At 51.1% G+C, this 17180-nt stretch carries 13 protein-coding genes; 3 read left to right on the top strand and 10 right to left on the bottom strand.

What is annotated here, in order from left to right:
* Window positions 1-55: 55 nt before the first annotated feature.
* From ACTQZS_RS11770 to ACTQZS_RS11795, 6 genes are all read right to left on the bottom strand, one after another.
* Window positions 56-694, bottom strand: coding sequence for an ABC transporter permease (locus ACTQZS_RS11770; protein WP_441475975.1), 639 nt, complete (start codon window positions 692-694; stop codon window positions 56-58).
* Window positions 691-1368: an ABC transporter permease gene (locus ACTQZS_RS11775; protein WP_441475976.1), complete on the bottom strand. Its 678-nt coding sequence runs from the start codon at window positions 1366-1368 to the stop codon at window positions 691-693. The genes ACTQZS_RS11770 and ACTQZS_RS11775 overlap by 4 nt, the downstream gene beginning before the upstream one ends.
* Window positions 1365-2132: an ABC transporter ATP-binding protein gene (locus tag ACTQZS_RS11780; RefSeq protein WP_441475977.1), complete on the bottom strand. Its 768-nt coding sequence runs from the start codon at window positions 2130-2132 to the stop codon at window positions 1365-1367. The genes ACTQZS_RS11775 and ACTQZS_RS11780 overlap by 4 nt, the downstream gene beginning before the upstream one ends.
* A gap of 185 nt (window positions 2133-2317) precedes the next feature.
* Window positions 2318-3343, bottom strand: coding sequence for a glycine betaine ABC transporter substrate-binding protein (locus tag ACTQZS_RS11785; RefSeq protein ID WP_441475978.1), 1026 nt, complete (start codon window positions 3341-3343; stop codon window positions 2318-2320).
* A 35-nt stretch (window positions 3344-3378) separates the two neighbouring features.
* Window positions 3379-4686 (bottom strand): O-acetylhomoserine aminocarboxypropyltransferase/cysteine synthase family protein, encoded by a 1308-nt coding sequence (locus ACTQZS_RS11790; RefSeq protein WP_441101547.1) that lies wholly within the window; start codon window positions 4684-4686, stop codon window positions 3379-3381.
* 110 nt (window positions 4687-4796) lie between these two features.
* Complete coding sequence (locus tag ACTQZS_RS11795) at window positions 4797-5867, bottom strand: ATP-binding protein (RefSeq protein ID WP_441475979.1); 1071 nt, start codon at window positions 5865-5867, stop codon at window positions 4797-4799.
* Window positions 5868-6373: 506 nt separating this feature from the next.
* Here ACTQZS_RS11795 and ACTQZS_RS11800 point away from each other — a divergent pair.
* On the top strand, window positions 6374-6781 hold the full coding sequence (locus tag ACTQZS_RS11800) for a C-GCAxxG-C-C family protein (RefSeq protein WP_441475980.1): 408 nt from the start codon (window positions 6374-6376) through the stop codon (window positions 6779-6781).
* Window positions 6782-6943: 162 nt separating this feature from the next.
* Here the strand turns inward: ACTQZS_RS11800 and ACTQZS_RS11805 are convergent, their stop codons facing one another.
* The 4 genes from ACTQZS_RS11805 to ACTQZS_RS11820 form a co-directional block, all read right to left on the bottom strand.
* Entirely contained in the window at window positions 6944-8299 is a 1356-nt protein-coding gene (locus ACTQZS_RS11805; protein ID WP_441475981.1) for a dihydrolipoyl dehydrogenase family protein, read from the bottom strand.
* Window positions 8300-8694: 395 nt separating this feature from the next.
* Window positions 8695-10467, bottom strand: coding sequence for a PucR family transcriptional regulator (locus tag ACTQZS_RS11810; RefSeq protein ID WP_441475982.1), 1773 nt, complete (start codon window positions 10465-10467; stop codon window positions 8695-8697).
* A 321-nt stretch (window positions 10468-10788) separates the two neighbouring features.
* On the bottom strand, window positions 10789-12198 hold the full coding sequence (locus ACTQZS_RS11815; RefSeq protein WP_441475983.1) for an MFS transporter: 1410 nt from the start codon (window positions 12196-12198) through the stop codon (window positions 10789-10791).
* A 36-nt stretch (window positions 12199-12234) separates the two neighbouring features.
* Entirely contained in the window at window positions 12235-13224 is a 990-nt protein-coding gene (locus ACTQZS_RS11820; protein WP_441475984.1) for a uroporphyrinogen decarboxylase family protein, read from the bottom strand.
* A 483-nt stretch (window positions 13225-13707) separates the two neighbouring features.
* Between ACTQZS_RS11820 and ACTQZS_RS11825 the strand changes: the two genes are divergently transcribed.
* Window positions 13708-15336, top strand: coding sequence for a response regulator transcription factor (locus tag ACTQZS_RS11825; protein WP_441475985.1), 1629 nt, complete (start codon window positions 13708-13710; stop codon window positions 15334-15336).
* A gap of 28 nt (window positions 15337-15364) precedes the next feature.
* On the top strand, window positions 15365-17173 hold the full coding sequence (locus tag ACTQZS_RS11830; protein WP_441475986.1) for a cache domain-containing sensor histidine kinase: 1809 nt from the start codon (window positions 15365-15367) through the stop codon (window positions 17171-17173).
* Window positions 17174-17180: the final 7 nt, after the last annotated feature.

Below are 17180 nucleotides of genomic sequence, written 5' to 3' on the forward strand. Positions count from 1 at the left end.
AATTATTTGTCTGGAGATAGCCAACTCCAAAGTAACTAACTCCAGAGTTTTTGTATCAGACATAGCGGTAGTGCAGCACGGCCCGCCGGATCAGGTCGAAGACCAGGCCGGAGCCGAGGGAGAGAAGGGCTACGAGGAGTCCGCCGGTGAGAAGAATATCAGACCGGAAGAGTCCCAGGCCGGTGAAGATGATTTCTCCGAGTCCGCCGGCTCCGATCATCGCCGCAAGAGTAGCGCTGGCGATGACTTCCACGAGGCTGGTCCGGATCCCCGCGAGGATCATGGGGAGTGCCTGGGGAACGCGGACATGCCAGAATTGTTCCCGGGCAGTCATTCCGATTCCGGCGGCACATTCCAGCATGAAATCCGGGACTCCGGAAAATCCCACGATGGTGTTCAGGAGAACCGGAGGAACCGCGAGGATCGTGAGCGCAGTAACGGCTGGACGGATACCGGTTCCCATGACAGGAATGAGGAGAAAAAGAAGCGCAAGGGAAGGCACGACGCGGAGGATCTGGAAGGGGGCGGAGATGATCTGCTCCTTTTTTACAGACTTCGAAGCCAGATATCCGAGGGGAATACCGATTGCAGCTGCGATGGCAAGGGACAGAAGACTCACGAGGAGATGCTGCCGGATCTGGAGCAGAATCTGAGAAGTGTTCTGCTGTATGTATAAGATCATTCCCTTAATCATTTCTGATCACTCCTTTCCCTTTCGATATTCTGACTCCCGGATGCCTGCCGCGCCTGGAAATTCCCTGCCGTTCGTTTTTCACCGAGCTTGAGAAGAACATCCATTGCGACGGCCAGGCCTGCGGAGAGTACACTTCCCCAGAGAATCTTGACGACGTTCTGTGTGCGCATGCCGGAAAAAAGCAGGTCGCCGAGGCCTCCGGCGTTGATGCAGGAGGCGATGGTGGCGATTCCGATCGTCGATACCATGGCGAGGCGGATGCCTGCGAAAATCGCGGGACGGGCCAGAGGAAGCTGAATGCGGCGCAGAATCTGGAGCTTTGTCATGCCGATTCCGCGGGCGGCTTCGCGGATTCCGGTGTCCACCTCGTCCAGACCGGTCAGGAAGTTGCGCAGGAGCAGGTACTGGTTGTAGATGACAAGCACAGTCACTGCCGAGGGCATTCCGAGGCCGGTGAGCGGTATTAAGAGCGCAAACAGCGCCATGGAAGGGATGGAGTAGATCAGAGAAAAAATCTGTACCAGAAGTGAGCCGAGCTTTGGAATCTCCACGGAGAGCACCGTAAGGATTGCCGCGAGAAGCACGGAGATCGCGAGTGTGATGAGGACGATTTCCAGGTGTCTTGCGAGAGGGATCAGGATCTTATCCGGATTGGAAATAAGATAGCGTATCATTTCATCACATCCTTCCAGAAGTCTTCCTGCTCGCGCGCGGAGGAGATCAGAGTCTCTACAAAGGGGTCTTCGGGATGACGAACGATTTCCTGCGGTGTATCAAACTGCAGCAGCTTTCCCCGGTCCATGATCATGACGCGGTTTCCGAGACGGAAGGCCTCATTGATATCATGGGTGACCAGGAGAAAGGTGCGGCTTGTCTCCTGATGAATCCGTTTCAATTCATTCTGAAGATTAAGACGGGTAATGGCATCGATCGCTCCGAAGGGCTCGTCGAGAAGCATGATCTTCGGATTGGTTACCAGCGCTCTGGCGAGACCGATTCTTTGTTGCTGTCCTCCGGAAAGCTGGGAAGGATAGCGGTTCCGGTAGATTTCGGGATCGAGGTCGACCAGATTGAGAAGCTCCGTGACCCGGTCGTGAATTTTCGAGCGGTCCCATTTCTCAAGCTGAGGAATGATGCCGATGTTCTGTTCGATGGTCATGTGCGGGAAAAGCCCAACCTGCTGGATGACATAGCCCATGCGGCGGCGCACCACGATTGGATTTACCGTAGAGATGTCTTCTCCAAAGAGGATGATTTTGCCTTCGCTCGGCTCGATCAGACGGTTGGTCATCTTGAGGAGGGTGGTCTTTCCGCAGCCGGAGGACCCCAGGATGGTGATAAACTCACCTTCCCGGATCTCGGCGGATACGTGATTTACGGACAGGACATCGGAACCCGGATATTTTTTTGATATATTCTGATATTGGATGGCTTTCATTTTCTTCCTCACAAATCTCAAATGGGGCAGTTGTGTGAAGCTGCCTGAGACAGATCAATGGAGCGGTGCGTGAAGCGCTTTCCTGCAAAGCAATGGGGCAGTTGTGTGAAGCTGCCCGAGACAGACCAATGGAGCAGTTCGTGCAGCTGCTTCTGCTTCAGGCAGACAAGTGGGTGCGCCCGGATTCAGGAAACACTGCTTGAGGAGCTGCCGGAAGCAGCTGCCGGGATGCTGTCTGCAATGCTGTCGTAGTAGGATTTCGCGACATCCTCATATTCCTTCTTCTCGATGTCCACCTCGGCGTTGAGCTTTGTGAGAACTTCAGTGGTGAGGGTCTTGTCGACGGCGTTCAAAGTGTCTGCAATCTCCGGATTAAGAGAGAGGGCATCGTTTCGTACGACAGGAGCCAGGTTGTAGGGTGGCCATGCCTGCTTGTCGTCGTCCAGAAGAACGTATTTGTCGGTCTCGGAGAGCGCGCCCTCTGTAGTGTAGGCTGGGGCTACATCGGCTTCGCCGCTTGCTACGACCTGATACTTCAGACTGTTATCGTATACCTTTGTGGATTTGAATTTGAATTCACCATATACGTCGTTTAATCTTGGAAGTCCGTCCTCTCGCTGGTCAAATTCGCCCTGTGATGCAAAATTCAGCTCGGAGGCATGCTTCTGAAGCTCGGAGATCGTTGTGATGCCGTACTTGTCTGAGGCTTCCTTGCTGATGAAAAGACCCTGGCCGTCGTTTCCCGGCGCGTAGTCAAGCCAGGTTACATCGAACCTGTCGGCATATTGCTTTTTTACCTCGTCATATACCTTCTGGGGATCGGTGATCGGATCCTCTTTCAGGATAGAAATCAGCCCGGTTCCGGTATACTCGGGGTAGAGGTCGATATCATCGCTGATCAGGCTGGTGTGAATCAGAGAGGATGAGATGTCGAAGGTCCGCTGCACCTTATAGCCGGCGTCTTCGAGTGCGAGTGCATAGATTTCAGCGACAACTTCATTTTCCGTGAAATCCTTAGAGCCGATGCGCACGGTTCCCTCTTTCGCCTTGCCGGACTTGACAGTGGCTGACGCTGAGTCAGAGGATACGGAAGAGGAGCCGGCGCCGGAGGAACTCTGGGTGCTGAATTGGCTGCTTCCGCAGCCGGTGAGTATCGTGATGCCTGCGGCCAGAGTGAGGAGAAGAGTGCGGGAGAGGATATTTTTTTTCATGGGATGCTCCTTTCATTGTGTGGAATTTTGCAAAGTTACAGATGCTGTGACTGATTCAGTGCCTGATCCATGTCCCGGATCAGGTCGTCAATGTCTTCAATGCCGACGGACAGCCGGAGAGAGTCTGGATAGACGCCTGCCTTTGCGTTTTCTTCCGGGGAATGCCCGAAATGCGTGGAGGACGCGGGGTGTACGATCAGCGATTTGGCGTCGCCGACATTTGTCATGTAGTCGAAGATACGGACCGCCTTCAGGGTGCGGAGGGCGGCCTCCTGTCCTCCCTTTACCCGGATGGACATGATTGCTCCCGGCCCCTTTGGGAAATATTTTTCGGCAAGACTGTGGTAGGGGCTGGATTCCAGACCGGGATACAGGACCTCTGTGACTGCCGGATGATTCTCTAGAAAAGCCGCGAGCTTACCGGCGTTTGACACGTGACGCTCCATGCGAAGGGAGAGAGTCTCCATGCCCTGCAGGACATAGAAGGCTGTCTGCGGGCTCATGTGCGCGCCGAGATCGGTGAGATATGTGATCCGGAGGCGCTTCGTAAACATCTCGCGCTTCAGGGTTTCTTCATCGATCCAGTCCTTAAAGTCATTGTAAAAGGTTTCAAACTCCGGGAAACGACCGTTCAGATAGTTGAACTTTCCGCTTTCCACCACGATTCCGGCGATATTTACACCGTGACCGGACAGGTACTTGGTTGCCGAGTAGCAGACGATGTCAACGCCGTGTTCGAATGGCCGGAACAGATAAGGAGTCGCGAAGGTATTGTCGATGACAACCGGAATGCCGTAGGAATGAGCAAGTGCAGTGATGCGGTCCACGTCCAGAACATTCATTCCGGGATTTCCGAGAGCTTCGATATAGATGGCTTTGGTGCGGTCGTCTATATAGTTCCGGTAGGAATCGATGTCAGTCTCGTCTTCGATGAAGCGGCCCTCGATGCCGTATTGTGGCAGAGTCTTCTGAAGAAGGGTGGTGGTGCCGCCGTACAGAGTCGGAACGGAGACGATATTGTCACCCTGGTGCGCAAGGGTCAGGAAGGTATCGGAGATGGCCGCCATGCCGGAGGCCAGGGAAACCGCAGCGCTTCCTCCCTCCAGAGAGGTCAGGCGTTTCTCGAGTACGCGGTTGGTGGGGTTCGAAAAACGTACGTAGGAATCTCCTTCTTCTTCATATTTAAATAAGCGGAGGCAGCGCTCGTAGCTGCCAAGCTCAAAGGCAGCGGTCTGATAGATGGGAACCGCCTTGGACAGAAAATGCTGTGAGGGGTCGTAGCCTGCGTGCAGCTGCCTTGTGGTAAAGCCAAGGGTATCGTCATTAAAAGCCTCGTAACTCATTTCGTTTTCTCCTTCTGCAATATATTTATTCTGTCTTGGAGTTTAATTTGTATTGGAACTACTCAGAACCATTTTTTCCCATCTTTTGCGGGCCCCCATTTCTGAGGAATTCATGTTTCTGCGGGGCCCTGGTGTGTGTGTGCCGGGGTCTTTCTGGGCACCAGATGCAGGGCGTCAGCCGGGCAGGTGCTGGCACAGATGCCGCATCCGTTGCATTCGTCCATCCGGAAGGACAGGGAGGCATTCTTGCCGCGTCCCGTCATAGAGATGACATCGAACCGGCAGCGCTTGACGCACCGCCCGCATCCGATGCAGGGGTTTGCGTCATAGGATATGATGTGCGGCGCTTTCGGCCAGAAGCCGACGCTCCTGCGGTCGCGCTGCACCCGGAAGAGATAGCAGTCTGTCGCGTTGCAGTTGCAGATGCCGTGGTCGCTGATGGTGTGTACGAGCCCTGCTTTGTCAGCATCGCGGATGATCTGCTTCGCCTGCTCTTTGGTGATGCGGTCCGAGATTTTCCGTGTGACGAAGCTGTTGTCTCCGTGAACAAAATTGATGCAGGTGTTGGTAGGATCCTCTGCCTGCCCGCCCAGGCATTTACAGTCACAGCGGGCAAGGTAAAGGGGCCGTTCCTCCTGGTCAATGAAATCGAGCATCTCCTGCAGAGATATGATTTCGTCAGTGGTCGGTCTTACCCGTGGATCGGGATCCAGACTTTTCTCGTATTCATCGAAGTACCACTGATCCAGCTTTACCCGGAGATCTGCGGGAAGGGTGTGATAGCGGCGGGTTTCGCTGACGCTCAGGACATCCAGCATCCCGTAGAAGTTGTTCAGCGTGTAGTCATAATCCGGGTCTGCAGCGGCGTCCGGATCCTCCGGAGTATCGTCCCTGCGGACCCTGGCCAGAACGCCTCTCCGAAAGGCATCCGCCGCGTATCCGGGATCGAGAGAACGATAGGAAACCGGAGTTCCGTCAAAGGATAGAATAAACTTCCGATCCTCCTCTGTAAAAAAGAAGTCAATGAGGCGGACCCCAACCTCTGGCATCTGGAACTTTTCCCCGATTTCTTTCTCCTCCCGGGTGAGTGGAGCGGTATTGTATCCCTGATATTCCTCGTCTAAAATGTAAGGAACGGCAGCGGCGATATCGATATGATCCTGTGGTTTAATGTTCTGCATGGACGGTCATTCCTTCCTGAGTCACATACCAGATCTGTATTTCATACATATCTGATATGAAATATATGTTTATGTTGAAAAGACCTTATCACGTTTGCATACGCTTGTCAACGGATATTTAAAATTCCGAACTGCCACGGATATTTAAATTTCGAACTGCCTTCAAACCGTTTTCAAAAAATCCTGCCGCGGGCGGTGATATTGAGGAGATGAGGAAATCATGATTTGCGCTGCCTGACTCTGCTTAAATTAAAAGAGCGTTCACTATATTCCGCTGAATGGGAATATTTATATGTTTTGACAAGTACGATGACGGCAATCGCGATCGAGTTTATCATGCTCCGCCACGCCGGAATATTCACATGCTGAAGCGGTACTGTGCCGGGGAAAAGATGTTATAATATTGTTGCATCTGTAAAGCCGGGGAAATTCTGGGGAGCAGAAGCTGTGGAAGAAAAAATTGCAGAAGAAAAAGCTGTGGAAGAAAGATTACGGAGGCAAAAGACATGGATGAGATATTGAAGAGAAGTCATGAACTCAGGGATGCTGCGGACCGGCACTATAACTGTGCGCAGGCGGTTTTCATTCCGTTTGCGGAGAGAAAAGGACTGACGGCGGATCAGGCAAACGCGATTGCGCAGAATTTCGGGTCGGGAATGCAGGCGGGGCTGACCTGCGGCGCGATCACCGGAGGACTGATGGCGCTGGGATTGTGCGGAGCCGGTGATTCCGGTATTGCTGTCGAGCTCATGCGGCGGATTGCGGGCAGACATGAGGGACGTACACAGTGCAGGGATCTTCTGGCGGCGGAAGTCCGGACGCCAGGAGAGAAGAAGCCGCACTGTGACGCGATGGTATATGAGGCGGTTGAAGCCGTTGAGGAGATGCTCCGGGAACGTGGAATCAGCTTCTGAAATGATGCGCGAACGTGAGATCAGTGGCTGAGATGCTCTGTGAGCGTGAGATAACCTTCTGATTCCGGAAGAATGGAAGCATTGAAAAAGAATCATTTATGGAAGCGGCGCAGAAGTTCTGTGCCGCTTTTGCACATTTTTATTGAGAAATTAATGATCAGTTCAAACCTTCTTCAGCATCAGAGGTGTCAGGAGGTTCAGAAGCGCCTGTGATTCGGTCGGGAAGGTAAAGATCATCTGGTTGAGCTGCATGCCGGTGAGCTTCTGATTGATGATGAGAGCGGCGATATCGGCATTTGTGCCGGCGTCCTCTCCGTAAAAAGCTCCGCCTACAAGCTCGCGCTTCTTATTAAAGATAAAGGTGAACTCGGCATCCGGCTGGTTCTTTGCTTCGAAGAGAAGACGTTTGCCGAATTCCGCGACCTCGATGTCATATACATCCGGCTGTGCCTCGGCCTGTTCCAGCGTTACACCCACCTGAGAGATTCTCGGAAGAGTGAACACCAGATTCGGGATGACCGGATACTGAATCGGATTCGGATTGATTCCGAGTATCTGAGTGGCGATATAATTGGACTCAAAGGTTGCCGTCGGGGTCAGCTTCGGAATCCGTTTGTCTACACAGTCCCCGGAGGCATAAATATTCGGTACGGAGGTTCTCATGTGGTCGTCCACCTGAATGCCCCTTCTCGAATAGGAGATGCCAAGATCCTCAAGCCCGAGATTTTCCGTATTTGCCGCGCGTCCTGTGGCTTCAAGGACATAGTCGGTCTCGAGGGTGGATCCGTCAGCAAAGGTCAGAACATAGGAGCTTCCCTTCTTTGAGATCTCTTTCACTTCATGATTCAGAAGGAAGGAGGCACCTGCGGCTTTCATTTTGTCTACCACACGGCCTACATATTTTTCAGGGTACATGCGGAGCACCCGGTCAGTGTATTCGATCACTGTGGTCTGAGCACCCATCTGTACGGCTATGGAAGCAAATTCCATGGCGATGATTCCGCCGCCGATGAAGGCGATACGTGCGGGGAAGCTGTCCAGATCCAGAAAATCTCTGCTGTCGTGGATATATTCCTTACCCGGAATATTCTGCTTCATGGCATGCTCACCGGTGCCGATCACAATGTTCTCAGCGGTAATCTTTCTGCCGTCGACATCAACGGTATGCGCATCCACGAGTTTTCCGTTTCCGTGAATGACCGGCATATGTGCGTTTTCGAACATACCTTCCATAATTTTATTGAGCGGAGAAATTACTTTCTTCTTGTAATTCATCAGACTTGTCCAGTCCGGCTTCGGAAGCTCGGAAATACCGATGCCCTGATACCGCTTCAGACCGTCCAGATAATTGAAGGGCGTGTCAAGAAGAATCTTGGCATTGCATCCGTAGTTGGTGCAGGTTCCTCCGACGACATCTCTCTCTACAAAAGCCATCTTCTTGCCTGCCTGAAGCAAAATCATTGCTGCATGCCAGCTCGCATGGCCGGCTCCGATAAATATCACATCATAATCGTACATGTCCTGTCCTCCTGATTGCGGTAACCTTTGCTGTTGTTTTTCTTGCATTCTCAGAATATCACTCAAAATGATTTTTGTCAATCAAATTGCATAAAATATAAATTAATATTTTTCACTCATGGATTGTCATGATAGTGACCCTCAGAGTCAAGAAGGACGTGCTGAAGGATCTTCCGGATAAGCTGGAGGAAGTCCGCTATGTGCAGATGGGGAAGGAGCAGCAGAAGCTCTTCTGCTGCGACCTGTCGCTGTGCTTTGATGGATATAAGGGGGAATCCGCCAAGAGAGAGGCGGTTATGGATCTGATCCATACGCTGATCGATGAAGGCCACCGGGCGCACAGGATCGGTCAGAAGCGGGTAGTCACCGTGTATAACGGGTATAAAAACGTAACATTACTCATGCAGCATCCCGAGCATGTAATAGGAGAGCAGAAGCTTGATGCGCTCCTTCGGGTCGTCGAGGTTGATGCTGATCAGCCGGCGGATCTTCTCCAGCCGGTAGGAGAGGGTGCTCCGGTGAATGTACAGCTCCTTTGAGGTCTGCAGGACATTCCGGTCATGAAGCAGATATGCTTCCAGGGTATGCGCAAGCGCAGTGTGGTTTTTCTGATCATATTCCAGAAGCTTTTGAAGGGCGTCGGAGCAGAGAAGCTCCGCCGGCATGTCTTCGGTGGAGCAGCGGATCATATAATCGAGCATGTACTGATCAAAATAGTAGTACCAGATCATGCTGTTGCCGGAGAGCCCGAAGTTCAGGGCAATATTGGCCTGGTCGAAGAGAATGCCCAGCCGGAAAAAATCACGGAGCTCGGAGCTGACGCCGATTTTCAGAAGACTGTCCCGCATGGGCACCGCGAGGCGACTGACGACGTCGGAGGTTTTTTCGTGCGCGTATGAGAGGTTCACAACAAGAGTGATTCCCTCCTGATGAAAAAACGCCCGTCCGGCTGCCAGGATGGTGTTGATCTGGTTAAGGACCGCATAGGAGGAAATGATGTTGAAATCCCTCTGCTGCGTTACGATCCGCATGACAACATACCGGTCGTTCCGGTTCCAGTTCTGATAGCGGAGATAGCTCAGAACCTGCTGCTCGTCTGTCTCTTCCTTCTCACACAGACGGACCATGAGTTCGTATGTATCGTCCGAGATGCTGAATTTTCTGAGATCGCCGGAATACAGAAAATGCTCCAGGAGCTCTCCAAGATAATCAATAACCGCAAAATCACCGGGCAGAATTCTGCTGTCAACCTCAAGGTCCAGAATCCTGCCCCGGTAAATATCGCCCTGCCAGATGTTCCGGTACAGAATCTGATATCCGGTCTGTTCGGAGGGATACATTACAGGATGGCGCTCTTTGAGTCCATCGATATAGACGGGATCGGTGCGAAAATCGTTGATCAGATCCATCTGCACCATGGGAAGACCGGTTCTTCTGTCCCGTCCGCGTTTCATCTTCTGCTCCGGGTAATTGCACTCCGCAAGGATAATAAAGTCACGGTCATGCAGGAAGATTGGGTTTCGGAAGATCGTCTGGCTCAGGTCAAAGATTTCCTGAAGGGGCGTCTGGAGCAGAAATGCCTCCTGAATCTTCAGATCCCATTCGTGAAAACGATCAAAGAGATCCTGCACCAGGGAGAGAATCTCCGGAAGGCTGTGATTGTCGCGTATGTAAATCCTCCCAGGCATGGAGCGGCGGAACGAGGCGTGCGGATCCCGGCACAGAAGCAGGAAAGACCTGCCGGAGAGAAAATCGTCGGGGAGACCGTCTAATTCAGATTCCGGGCACAGATACACGTACTTTGAAGCGGAAGCGGATGTATCGTCTTGCATTGCAGAGTCCTGGTTTCCGCTCTGGAGTGACATGTGTGCGGGAGCAGATGTGTCGTCTGTCGTAGAAGACTGCTGGTTTCGGCTCCGGAGTGACATGTGTGCGGAGACGGGTTTGCTGTCGTCAGTAATGGTTTCTTTGCTGAAAATGCGGATCCCGGAAAACCGCAAATCATCCGTTGTATCTGAAATAAGATAATCTATGCCGGCCAGAGTCAGAGCATCTGCAATGACCTGCAGAGGCGGGTGGAAGCCGGACGGAAACCGGGAGGTTTCAGAACAGGAGGAGTCGGATTTTTGTGTTGGATTGGTGCTCTTACCGGTGCTTCGATTATTCATAGATTTTATCCTTGTCGTTTGGGTGTTATACGATAATTTTATATAATGTGTTCTCGAAATATTTAAAAATATTAAGTCTGCTGTGTCTGTCCGGTGCAGTTTTTGCCTGGCTTCAGTATACCAGATCTGCGGTTCCTGTCACACATTGTAAGAAAAAAAGCGCCCCGAAGGGCGCTCCATATTTTATAGCATATTTTTATAATGTTGCGATTGTGGCCGGGCCAGGCTTTTTCCCGTCTTAATTTGTGGCCGGGCCAGGCTTTTTTCCCGTCTTAATTTGTGGCCGGCCAGGCTTTTTCCGCGTCTTAATTTGTGCCCGTGTCAGGCTCTTTTCCTTGCCTCGATTTCCGCGGCATACTGATCGACCTTGTCCTTTGTCAGGCGGAAGCCGAAGGTCAGGCAGAGAACCGCAATGATCAGTGCGATAGCCGGGATCAGCATGAATCCTGCACTGATGGCGGTCTTCAACTGATTGCTTGCGTCTGCCGGGTCAATTTTTGGGCTGAATGCTCCGGCCGCGAGGCAGGCACTGATGATGATGCCACGGGTCATGATGGAGACCTTCAGCGGCACATTCTGCAGGCCACTGATCCATCCCGCGGCGTTCTTTCCGGTCTTCCACTCACTGTACACGATGGTATCGCCGTAAAGGGCCGGAGTGCAGGCGTAGGTGATGCCATAGCCGAACAGGGATACGGACATCAGGATGATGACCATCATGACATTATTGTGACCGAAGAAGGCCAGGATCAGAATCACTGCCTGGATCGCCATTACGCCGATGGTAGTGTTCCTGGTGGAAAAACGGTTGCTGAGCGTTTTGCTCAGATAGGCGCCGACAATGCAGAATATGTTGGTGATCAGAATGTACACCGGCGTAAGCTTTGCGTTGTTGGCTACATACAGGAAGTAGTAGCTGGCAAAACCCATGCAGATGAAGTTGAACATGAACTTTGCGAGATCCGCGATCAGTAGAGCGATCAGCGGCGGGTTCTGCGCAAGCGCGCGGAGCAGATCCTTTCCGCTTGTCTTGTCCTTCGCGGAAGCCTTTGCGTCTGCCTGTGCTGCCTGGGCGGTATTCTCGTATCCTTCGAACATCTTGAAATGCGCGAAGTAAAGAACAACAAACAATACACCGAAGCAGAAGGCAGCGCCGCCATACATATTGACCTTTCCGATGACGCCAGCGGCTGCGGAAGCAACGACCGGTGCGGCATAGGAAAAGACAACCTTGGAGGCATTGGACCAGGCAGCTCTGGTAGAGGCGAGCTGCGAACGGTCCTCCGGCGTTTTTCCTGCGACAGAGATCATGGATACGTTTGCCACATACGCGAAATTCCAGCAGACATGGCTGGCGATTGCCGCCACGATGATCAGGACGGCGGAACCAATGCCGGACCCGAATTTGACGAACTGAAACGCATAGAGGAACGGCACGATCCACGGAATCGCAACGAGCCAGGAGCGGTAGCGGCCCCACTTCATCGGCTTTGAGCTGTTAATGATGGCTCCGTAGATCCAGGACAGGAGCGCGTCAACTGTACTGGCTACCGTCGTGATCATGGTTACAACCGGAAGCGCGAACTGTGCAAGGTTTGTCAGGAAAAAGTTAAAGTAATAGCTTTCAATACTGGACATCAGATTAAAGCCGAAGTCACCGACGCCGTAAAAAACCTTCAACTGTCTGCTCAGCGGCTTATGATCCGGAGCGGACGATGTGTTTTTAGCCATAAGAGAATCCCCCTTCTCTGCTCAAAAAATCCCGTATCAGAACATATCCTTGCTTGCGCTGTCGATTTCCTCGGTCAGTGCCTGATAAACGCCATCAAAGGTGCTCATTGGTCCGCCCTGAGAAGCACAGGGAATATAGTACAGCTTGCCATACTCCGCGCATGCTCTTCTGACCTGATCATGGACTTCCTGTCTGGTCCAGCCGGGATGATCAACGGTCGCGGAGTCGATGCCGCCCATGAAGGAGATCTTGCCGCCGTAGGTGTCGATGCACTTGCGGATGTCGTTTCCGGTCATGACACCCTGCCAGATATCGATGCCCATGTCGATCATATCGGGAATCAATGTCGCGGCGTAGGAATCGGAATGATGTACGATCAGCTGCACGCCTCTTTCCTTGTAATATCCGTAGATCTGTTTGTAGGCATCCACGAAAAACTCCTCAAACATAGCCGGAGAGAAGAAGGTGGAGCGCTGGCTTCCCCAGTCGTCATGGTGGAATACCGCATCGATATGAAGGTGATCGCAGGTCTCTCTTGCCGCGTCAAGCTCCCACTCGGTGAGGTATTTGATCAGGTCGTGCATCTCGTCCGGCTCCTCATAGAAATTCATCATGGCATCCTCCATGCCCATGAAATAATGAAGACTTTCGAAGAGACCCGGTGCCTGGAAGTTCGAAACGAATTTATCCTTGCGGTCTACAGCCTCGGCTGCGGCGATTGCAGGCTCCCAGGCTGCTTCCGGGAATACCGGTGACGGTGCGTGAACGATGTCCCTCCACTCTGTGATATCCTTCAGAAGGCGATGCGCGTCATCGTGAACCGGGAATGGTCCGGGCGTTCCCTCCGGCCAGGAACGGGTGACTCCCCACTGATTTGTGACATTGAGTTCGCCGTATTTCGGTGCCTTATAGGTGGCGCGGATCGGATCATTCATGATAATGGAGAGGAACTCGAACTGATTGACAAATCTGTCGGGGTGACCTCCGTGAATTGTTTCCAGCAAATTTTCTCTTTTTGTAAGCATAGCAAACCCTCCCTTAGTTATGCATTATTTGTGTAATATTTACAAGAATGAACATAGCATTTGGCGTGATTACAGTCAATAGTGACAACGAAAACAAGCGAAAGTTCCACAGTTTCGCAGATTCGGGAATACGTAATTCCGCAATTTTGCGGATGGCGCGATTGTATTCTAAATGTATGGGAGGAGTAATGCTGAAGCAAATCTGACTATGCGTCGCCCGGCTGTGTAGTAAAGAGCGACGATTTTTGGAAATTCTTGATTCTCTCCGCCCGTCTGTCCTGTAAAGAGCGACGATTTTGGAGAATTCATGATTTCCTCTGCTCAGCCGTCTTGTGAAGAACGGCGATTCTGGGAAATTCTTGAACACTGCAGCATGTAAAAAACGTATACTAATATTGCGATTTTGTGCATGGTATACGAAGAATAATCTGATATTATTAAAATATATATGCACATTTATGGCCGATTTGACGGTGGATGTGGATGTCGGCTGATGTATGGGGAGATAAGATGTATTCGCTATTGATTGTAGATGATGAACCGTTGATACGGGGTGGAATTGCAAGGATTGTGGACTGGACCTCGCTTGGAATCGATCAGATATATGAAGCCGGGGACGGAGAGGAAGCACTCGAAATTGTGCGCAGCCGGCCGATTAACCTTGTGCTGACTGACATAGTCATGCCCTTTATGGACGGCATTGAGCTGGCAGGAATTCTTCACAGGGATTATCCCGGGATATCGGTCGTTATTGCTACCGGACATGAGGATTTCGAATACGCGCGGCAGAGTATCGATCTCGGGGTGTGTTCCTATATTTTAAAGCCGATCGGAGCAAAGAATCTTTATGCAAAGATGAGCGAGATCATGGCGGGGATCCGGAAGGAAGACGAGAATCGCCAGTACATTAACAGGATGAGGTCGCAATTAGCCAAGAATCTTCCAATTATCCGGTCGCGGTATCTGAATGAGATCGTCTGTGAGGATCAGGGCGACAAACAGCAGCTTGTGCGTCAGTGCCGAAGCGCCGGCATCGACTTTACCTCAAATGCCTATATTGTAGGACTGTTGAATCTCGGGCTGGACAATATCGCAGACGAGGATGTGCCGCTCTATGTTTTCTCCTGCAAAAATATAGCGCAGGAATGTCTGGGCGGCAGACATTATGTCTTCGAATCAAATCTCAGCAAGAAGCTGGTCATACTGTTCCGCTGTGATATTCTCGGCGATGATCCCAGAAATACTGCTTACCAGGTGATGGAGATTATTCTTAAAGCATTGGATAATACCATTCATGTAAAGGCGACGGGCGGACTGGGCGTTGAGGTATCCGGGCCGGATCAGCTTCCGGTTTCCTTTCGATCTGCAAAAAGAGCCTGCGAGTACAGATTTTCGCTTGGTGAGAACGCAGTTTATGATATCCGTGACGGGAGCCTGAATACGATGCTGTTCCGTTATCCGGCACAGGAAGTGAAGGACCTGCTTCGAAGTATTCGATTCGGCACAGATTCCGATATCCAGGATGCGATCCGCAGGATTCGTCAGTATATCAAAGATGAGAAGCAGCTTTCCGGTATTAATGTCAAGATTGTTCTCTCTGAAATTGTTACCGATATCCTGAAGGAATTGTCAGAACTTTCCGAGATTACGCCCCGGACGACGGAGCAGTGTCTGAGACTGCACAGTGAGATCTCGCAGATGTCATCGCTGGAGGGTATTTTGAATGAAATTATGCAGGCTGCAATAACAGCTGCAGAGGATTTCCGGAAGACGGAGAATACCAGCAGCAGGGTCCTGATACGCAAAGTGAAAGAGTGTGTGAATTCCCATTATATGGATCTCAGCTTTTCACTTCCGACTGCGGCGAATCAGGTCGGCGTAAGTACCGGCTATCTGAGCGCTCTCTTCAAGAAAGAAACCGGAATGAATTTTATCAAATACCTGACAGATGTGCGGATGGAGAAGGCGATGGAACTGCTGCGGGGAACAGACCTCAAGGCGTATGAGGTTGCGGATCGAATCGGCTTTGAAAATACGCACTATTTCAGCGTAGCCTTCAAGAAATATACGGGTATGTCTCCTTCTGATTTTCGAAAAGGCGGAAAAAAATAGGATGGAACGAAGGAGAGAGGGGATATTTATGGGGATAAAACCGAAAATATTGCTGTTCCTGACATTTGTCATTGTTCCGTTCATGGTGCTGATCTCCGGCCTTATTTACCAGAATTCAATCCGCCGTTCCGCTCATGTGCAGGTATCTCATGCCGAGGATATTGTACACAACATGGACACGAATATTGAATCCTATATCAGCGAGCTGTCGGTGCTGGCAAATGAATGCAATTACAATTATTATCTGCAGCAATATCTTCGAAGCGTGCGGAATAAGGGAGGAGAAGGACAGCCGAAGGATGCGGATAGTCTTCATCAGAATGAGATCATTAACGCGCTTCTGGAGGCGAACCTGCAGAACCGTTCGGATACAACTGTAATCAGTATCTATGGAAAAGACAGATTGCTGCTGCGGCGATCGATCTATACCGTAGATGAAGCCGAATCCGATCCGGTTGCCTCAGAGTGGTACCGGGAAGCGGTTTACCGGTACGGAGGCATCTGCATTACAGGTCCGGACAAGATGACCGGTGCGGACAGGGAAATGGCATTGAGTCTGATGATCCGGAATTCGGAGGACGGCGCATTCCTCGGCGTTATCAAGATCAACTTCAATCTGAATCGTCTTTCTGAGATTGTAGACAATGTTACAGTAAATGGAGATGAAACGGTTGGTATTCTGAACTCGAAGGGAGAGCTGATTTACGAAAAAAACTCTGACAGCCGCATTATAAATCGTGCCATGTTGAAAGCTCTGCGCAAGGCAAAACAGGAGAATAAACTGTGCAGCAGCTATCGTCCGATTGAGCTTTGTGGTGAAAAATACTACATGGCTGCTGTTACCCAGCCGTTGACGGGGTGGACGATTCTCGATCTTCAGCCGCATGACAGTATTCTTGCTACGGCACGGAATTCGATCCTGCCGATGGAAATTGTTGTCCTGATCATTTTTTCAACGATCCTGATTTTGCTGAATGTTCTATTAAATCATGTCGTGGACCCGATCCTTGTTCTCCAGAAGAAGATGGAACTTGTTACGCTTGACAATACAAGACTGGAGATGCCGGTTCAGACCAATGACGAGCTGGGAATGCTGGTCCGGAATTTCAATCAGATGACAGAACGAATCGACAAGTTATCTTCTCAGTTGATTGAGGAGCAGAGGAAAAAAAGGCAGTACGAGCTCCGGGCGCTTCAGGCACAGATCAACCCGCATTTCCTTTACAATACGCTGGATTCGATCATATGGATGGCAGAACTTCAGGATCCCAATGTCGTCCCGATGACAGAAGCGCTGGCGCGTCTGATGAGGTTATCCCTGAATAAGGGGCGGGAATTTATCACGGTAGAGGATGAGATGAATTATGTCCGGAATTATCTGATCATTCAGTCCATGCGCTATCAGGATAAATTCGACTATCAGGTCATTACCGAGGAGGCGGTTAAAAAATGCATTACGGTAAAGCTGATCGTTCAGCCACTGGTGGAAAACAGTATTTATCACGGAATCAAGGAAAAGCGCGGAAAATGTCATCTGGAAGTGCGTGCGTTCCGGAGCGGGAGAGATGTGCTGTTTACCGTCCGCGATGACGGCAAGGGAATGGATGCAGAAACGTGTGGGAAGATTCTGAACGGGACCGGAAGTAAAGAAGAAAGGGAAAACAGCCGACAAGACAAGGGTAAAGGCAATGGGATCGGTGTCTTCAACGTGAATGAGAGAATACAGCTGGAATATGGTGCTTCCTACGGCGTCAGCTATCAGTCAGAGCCCGGGAAAGGAACCCTGGCGATGATCCGGATTCCTTATATTGACAAGTTGGAAAACACATCTGTGTAATGCCGTC

Origin of the sequence: Bilifractor sp. LCP19S3_H10 (assembly GCF_052119185.1) — a bacterium.
In the GTDB taxonomy this organism is placed as follows: Bacteria; Bacillota; Clostridia; order Lachnospirales; family Lachnospiraceae; genus Bilifractor.

Excerpts from the sequence above, each read along its gene's own strand:
- ACTQZS_RS11770 (WP_441475975.1), bottom strand. The coding sequence starts at position 694 with ATGATTAAGGGAATGATCTTATACATACAGCAGAACACTTCTCAGATT.
- ACTQZS_RS11775 (WP_441475976.1), bottom strand. The coding sequence starts at position 1,368 with ATGATACGCTATCTTATTTCCAATCCGGATAAGATCCTGATCCCTCTC.
- ACTQZS_RS11780 (WP_441475977.1), bottom strand. The coding sequence starts at position 2,132 with ATGAAAGCCATCCAATATCAGAATATATCAAAAAAATATCCGGGTTCC.
- ACTQZS_RS11785 (WP_441475978.1), bottom strand. The coding sequence starts at position 3,343 with ATGAAAAAAAATATCCTCTCCCGCACTCTTCTCCTCACTCTGGCCGCA.
- ACTQZS_RS11790 (WP_441101547.1), bottom strand. The coding sequence starts at position 4,686 with ATGAGTTACGAGGCTTTTAATGACGATACCCTTGGCTTTACCACAAGG.
- ACTQZS_RS11795 (WP_441475979.1), bottom strand. The coding sequence starts at position 5,867 with ATGCAGAACATTAAACCACAGGATCATATCGATATCGCCGCTGCCGTT.
- ACTQZS_RS11800 (WP_441475980.1), top strand. The coding sequence starts at position 6,374 with ATGGATGAGATATTGAAGAGAAGTCATGAACTCAGGGATGCTGCGGAC.
- ACTQZS_RS11805 (WP_441475981.1), bottom strand. The coding sequence starts at position 8,299 with ATGTACGATTATGATGTGATATTTATCGGAGCCGGCCATGCGAGCTGG.
- ACTQZS_RS11810 (WP_441475982.1), bottom strand. The coding sequence starts at position 10,467 with ATGAATAATCGAAGCACCGGTAAGAGCACCAATCCAACACAAAAATCC.
- ACTQZS_RS11815 (WP_441475983.1), bottom strand. The coding sequence starts at position 12,198 with ATGGCTAAAAACACATCGTCCGCTCCGGATCATAAGCCGCTGAGCAGA.
- ACTQZS_RS11820 (WP_441475984.1), bottom strand. The coding sequence starts at position 13,224 with ATGCTTACAAAAAGAGAAAATTTGCTGGAAACAATTCACGGAGGTCAC.
- ACTQZS_RS11825 (WP_441475985.1), top strand. The coding sequence starts at position 13,708 with ATGTCGGCTGATGTATGGGGAGATAAGATGTATTCGCTATTGATTGTA.
- ACTQZS_RS11830 (WP_441475986.1), top strand. The coding sequence starts at position 15,365 with ATGGGGATAAAACCGAAAATATTGCTGTTCCTGACATTTGTCATTGTT.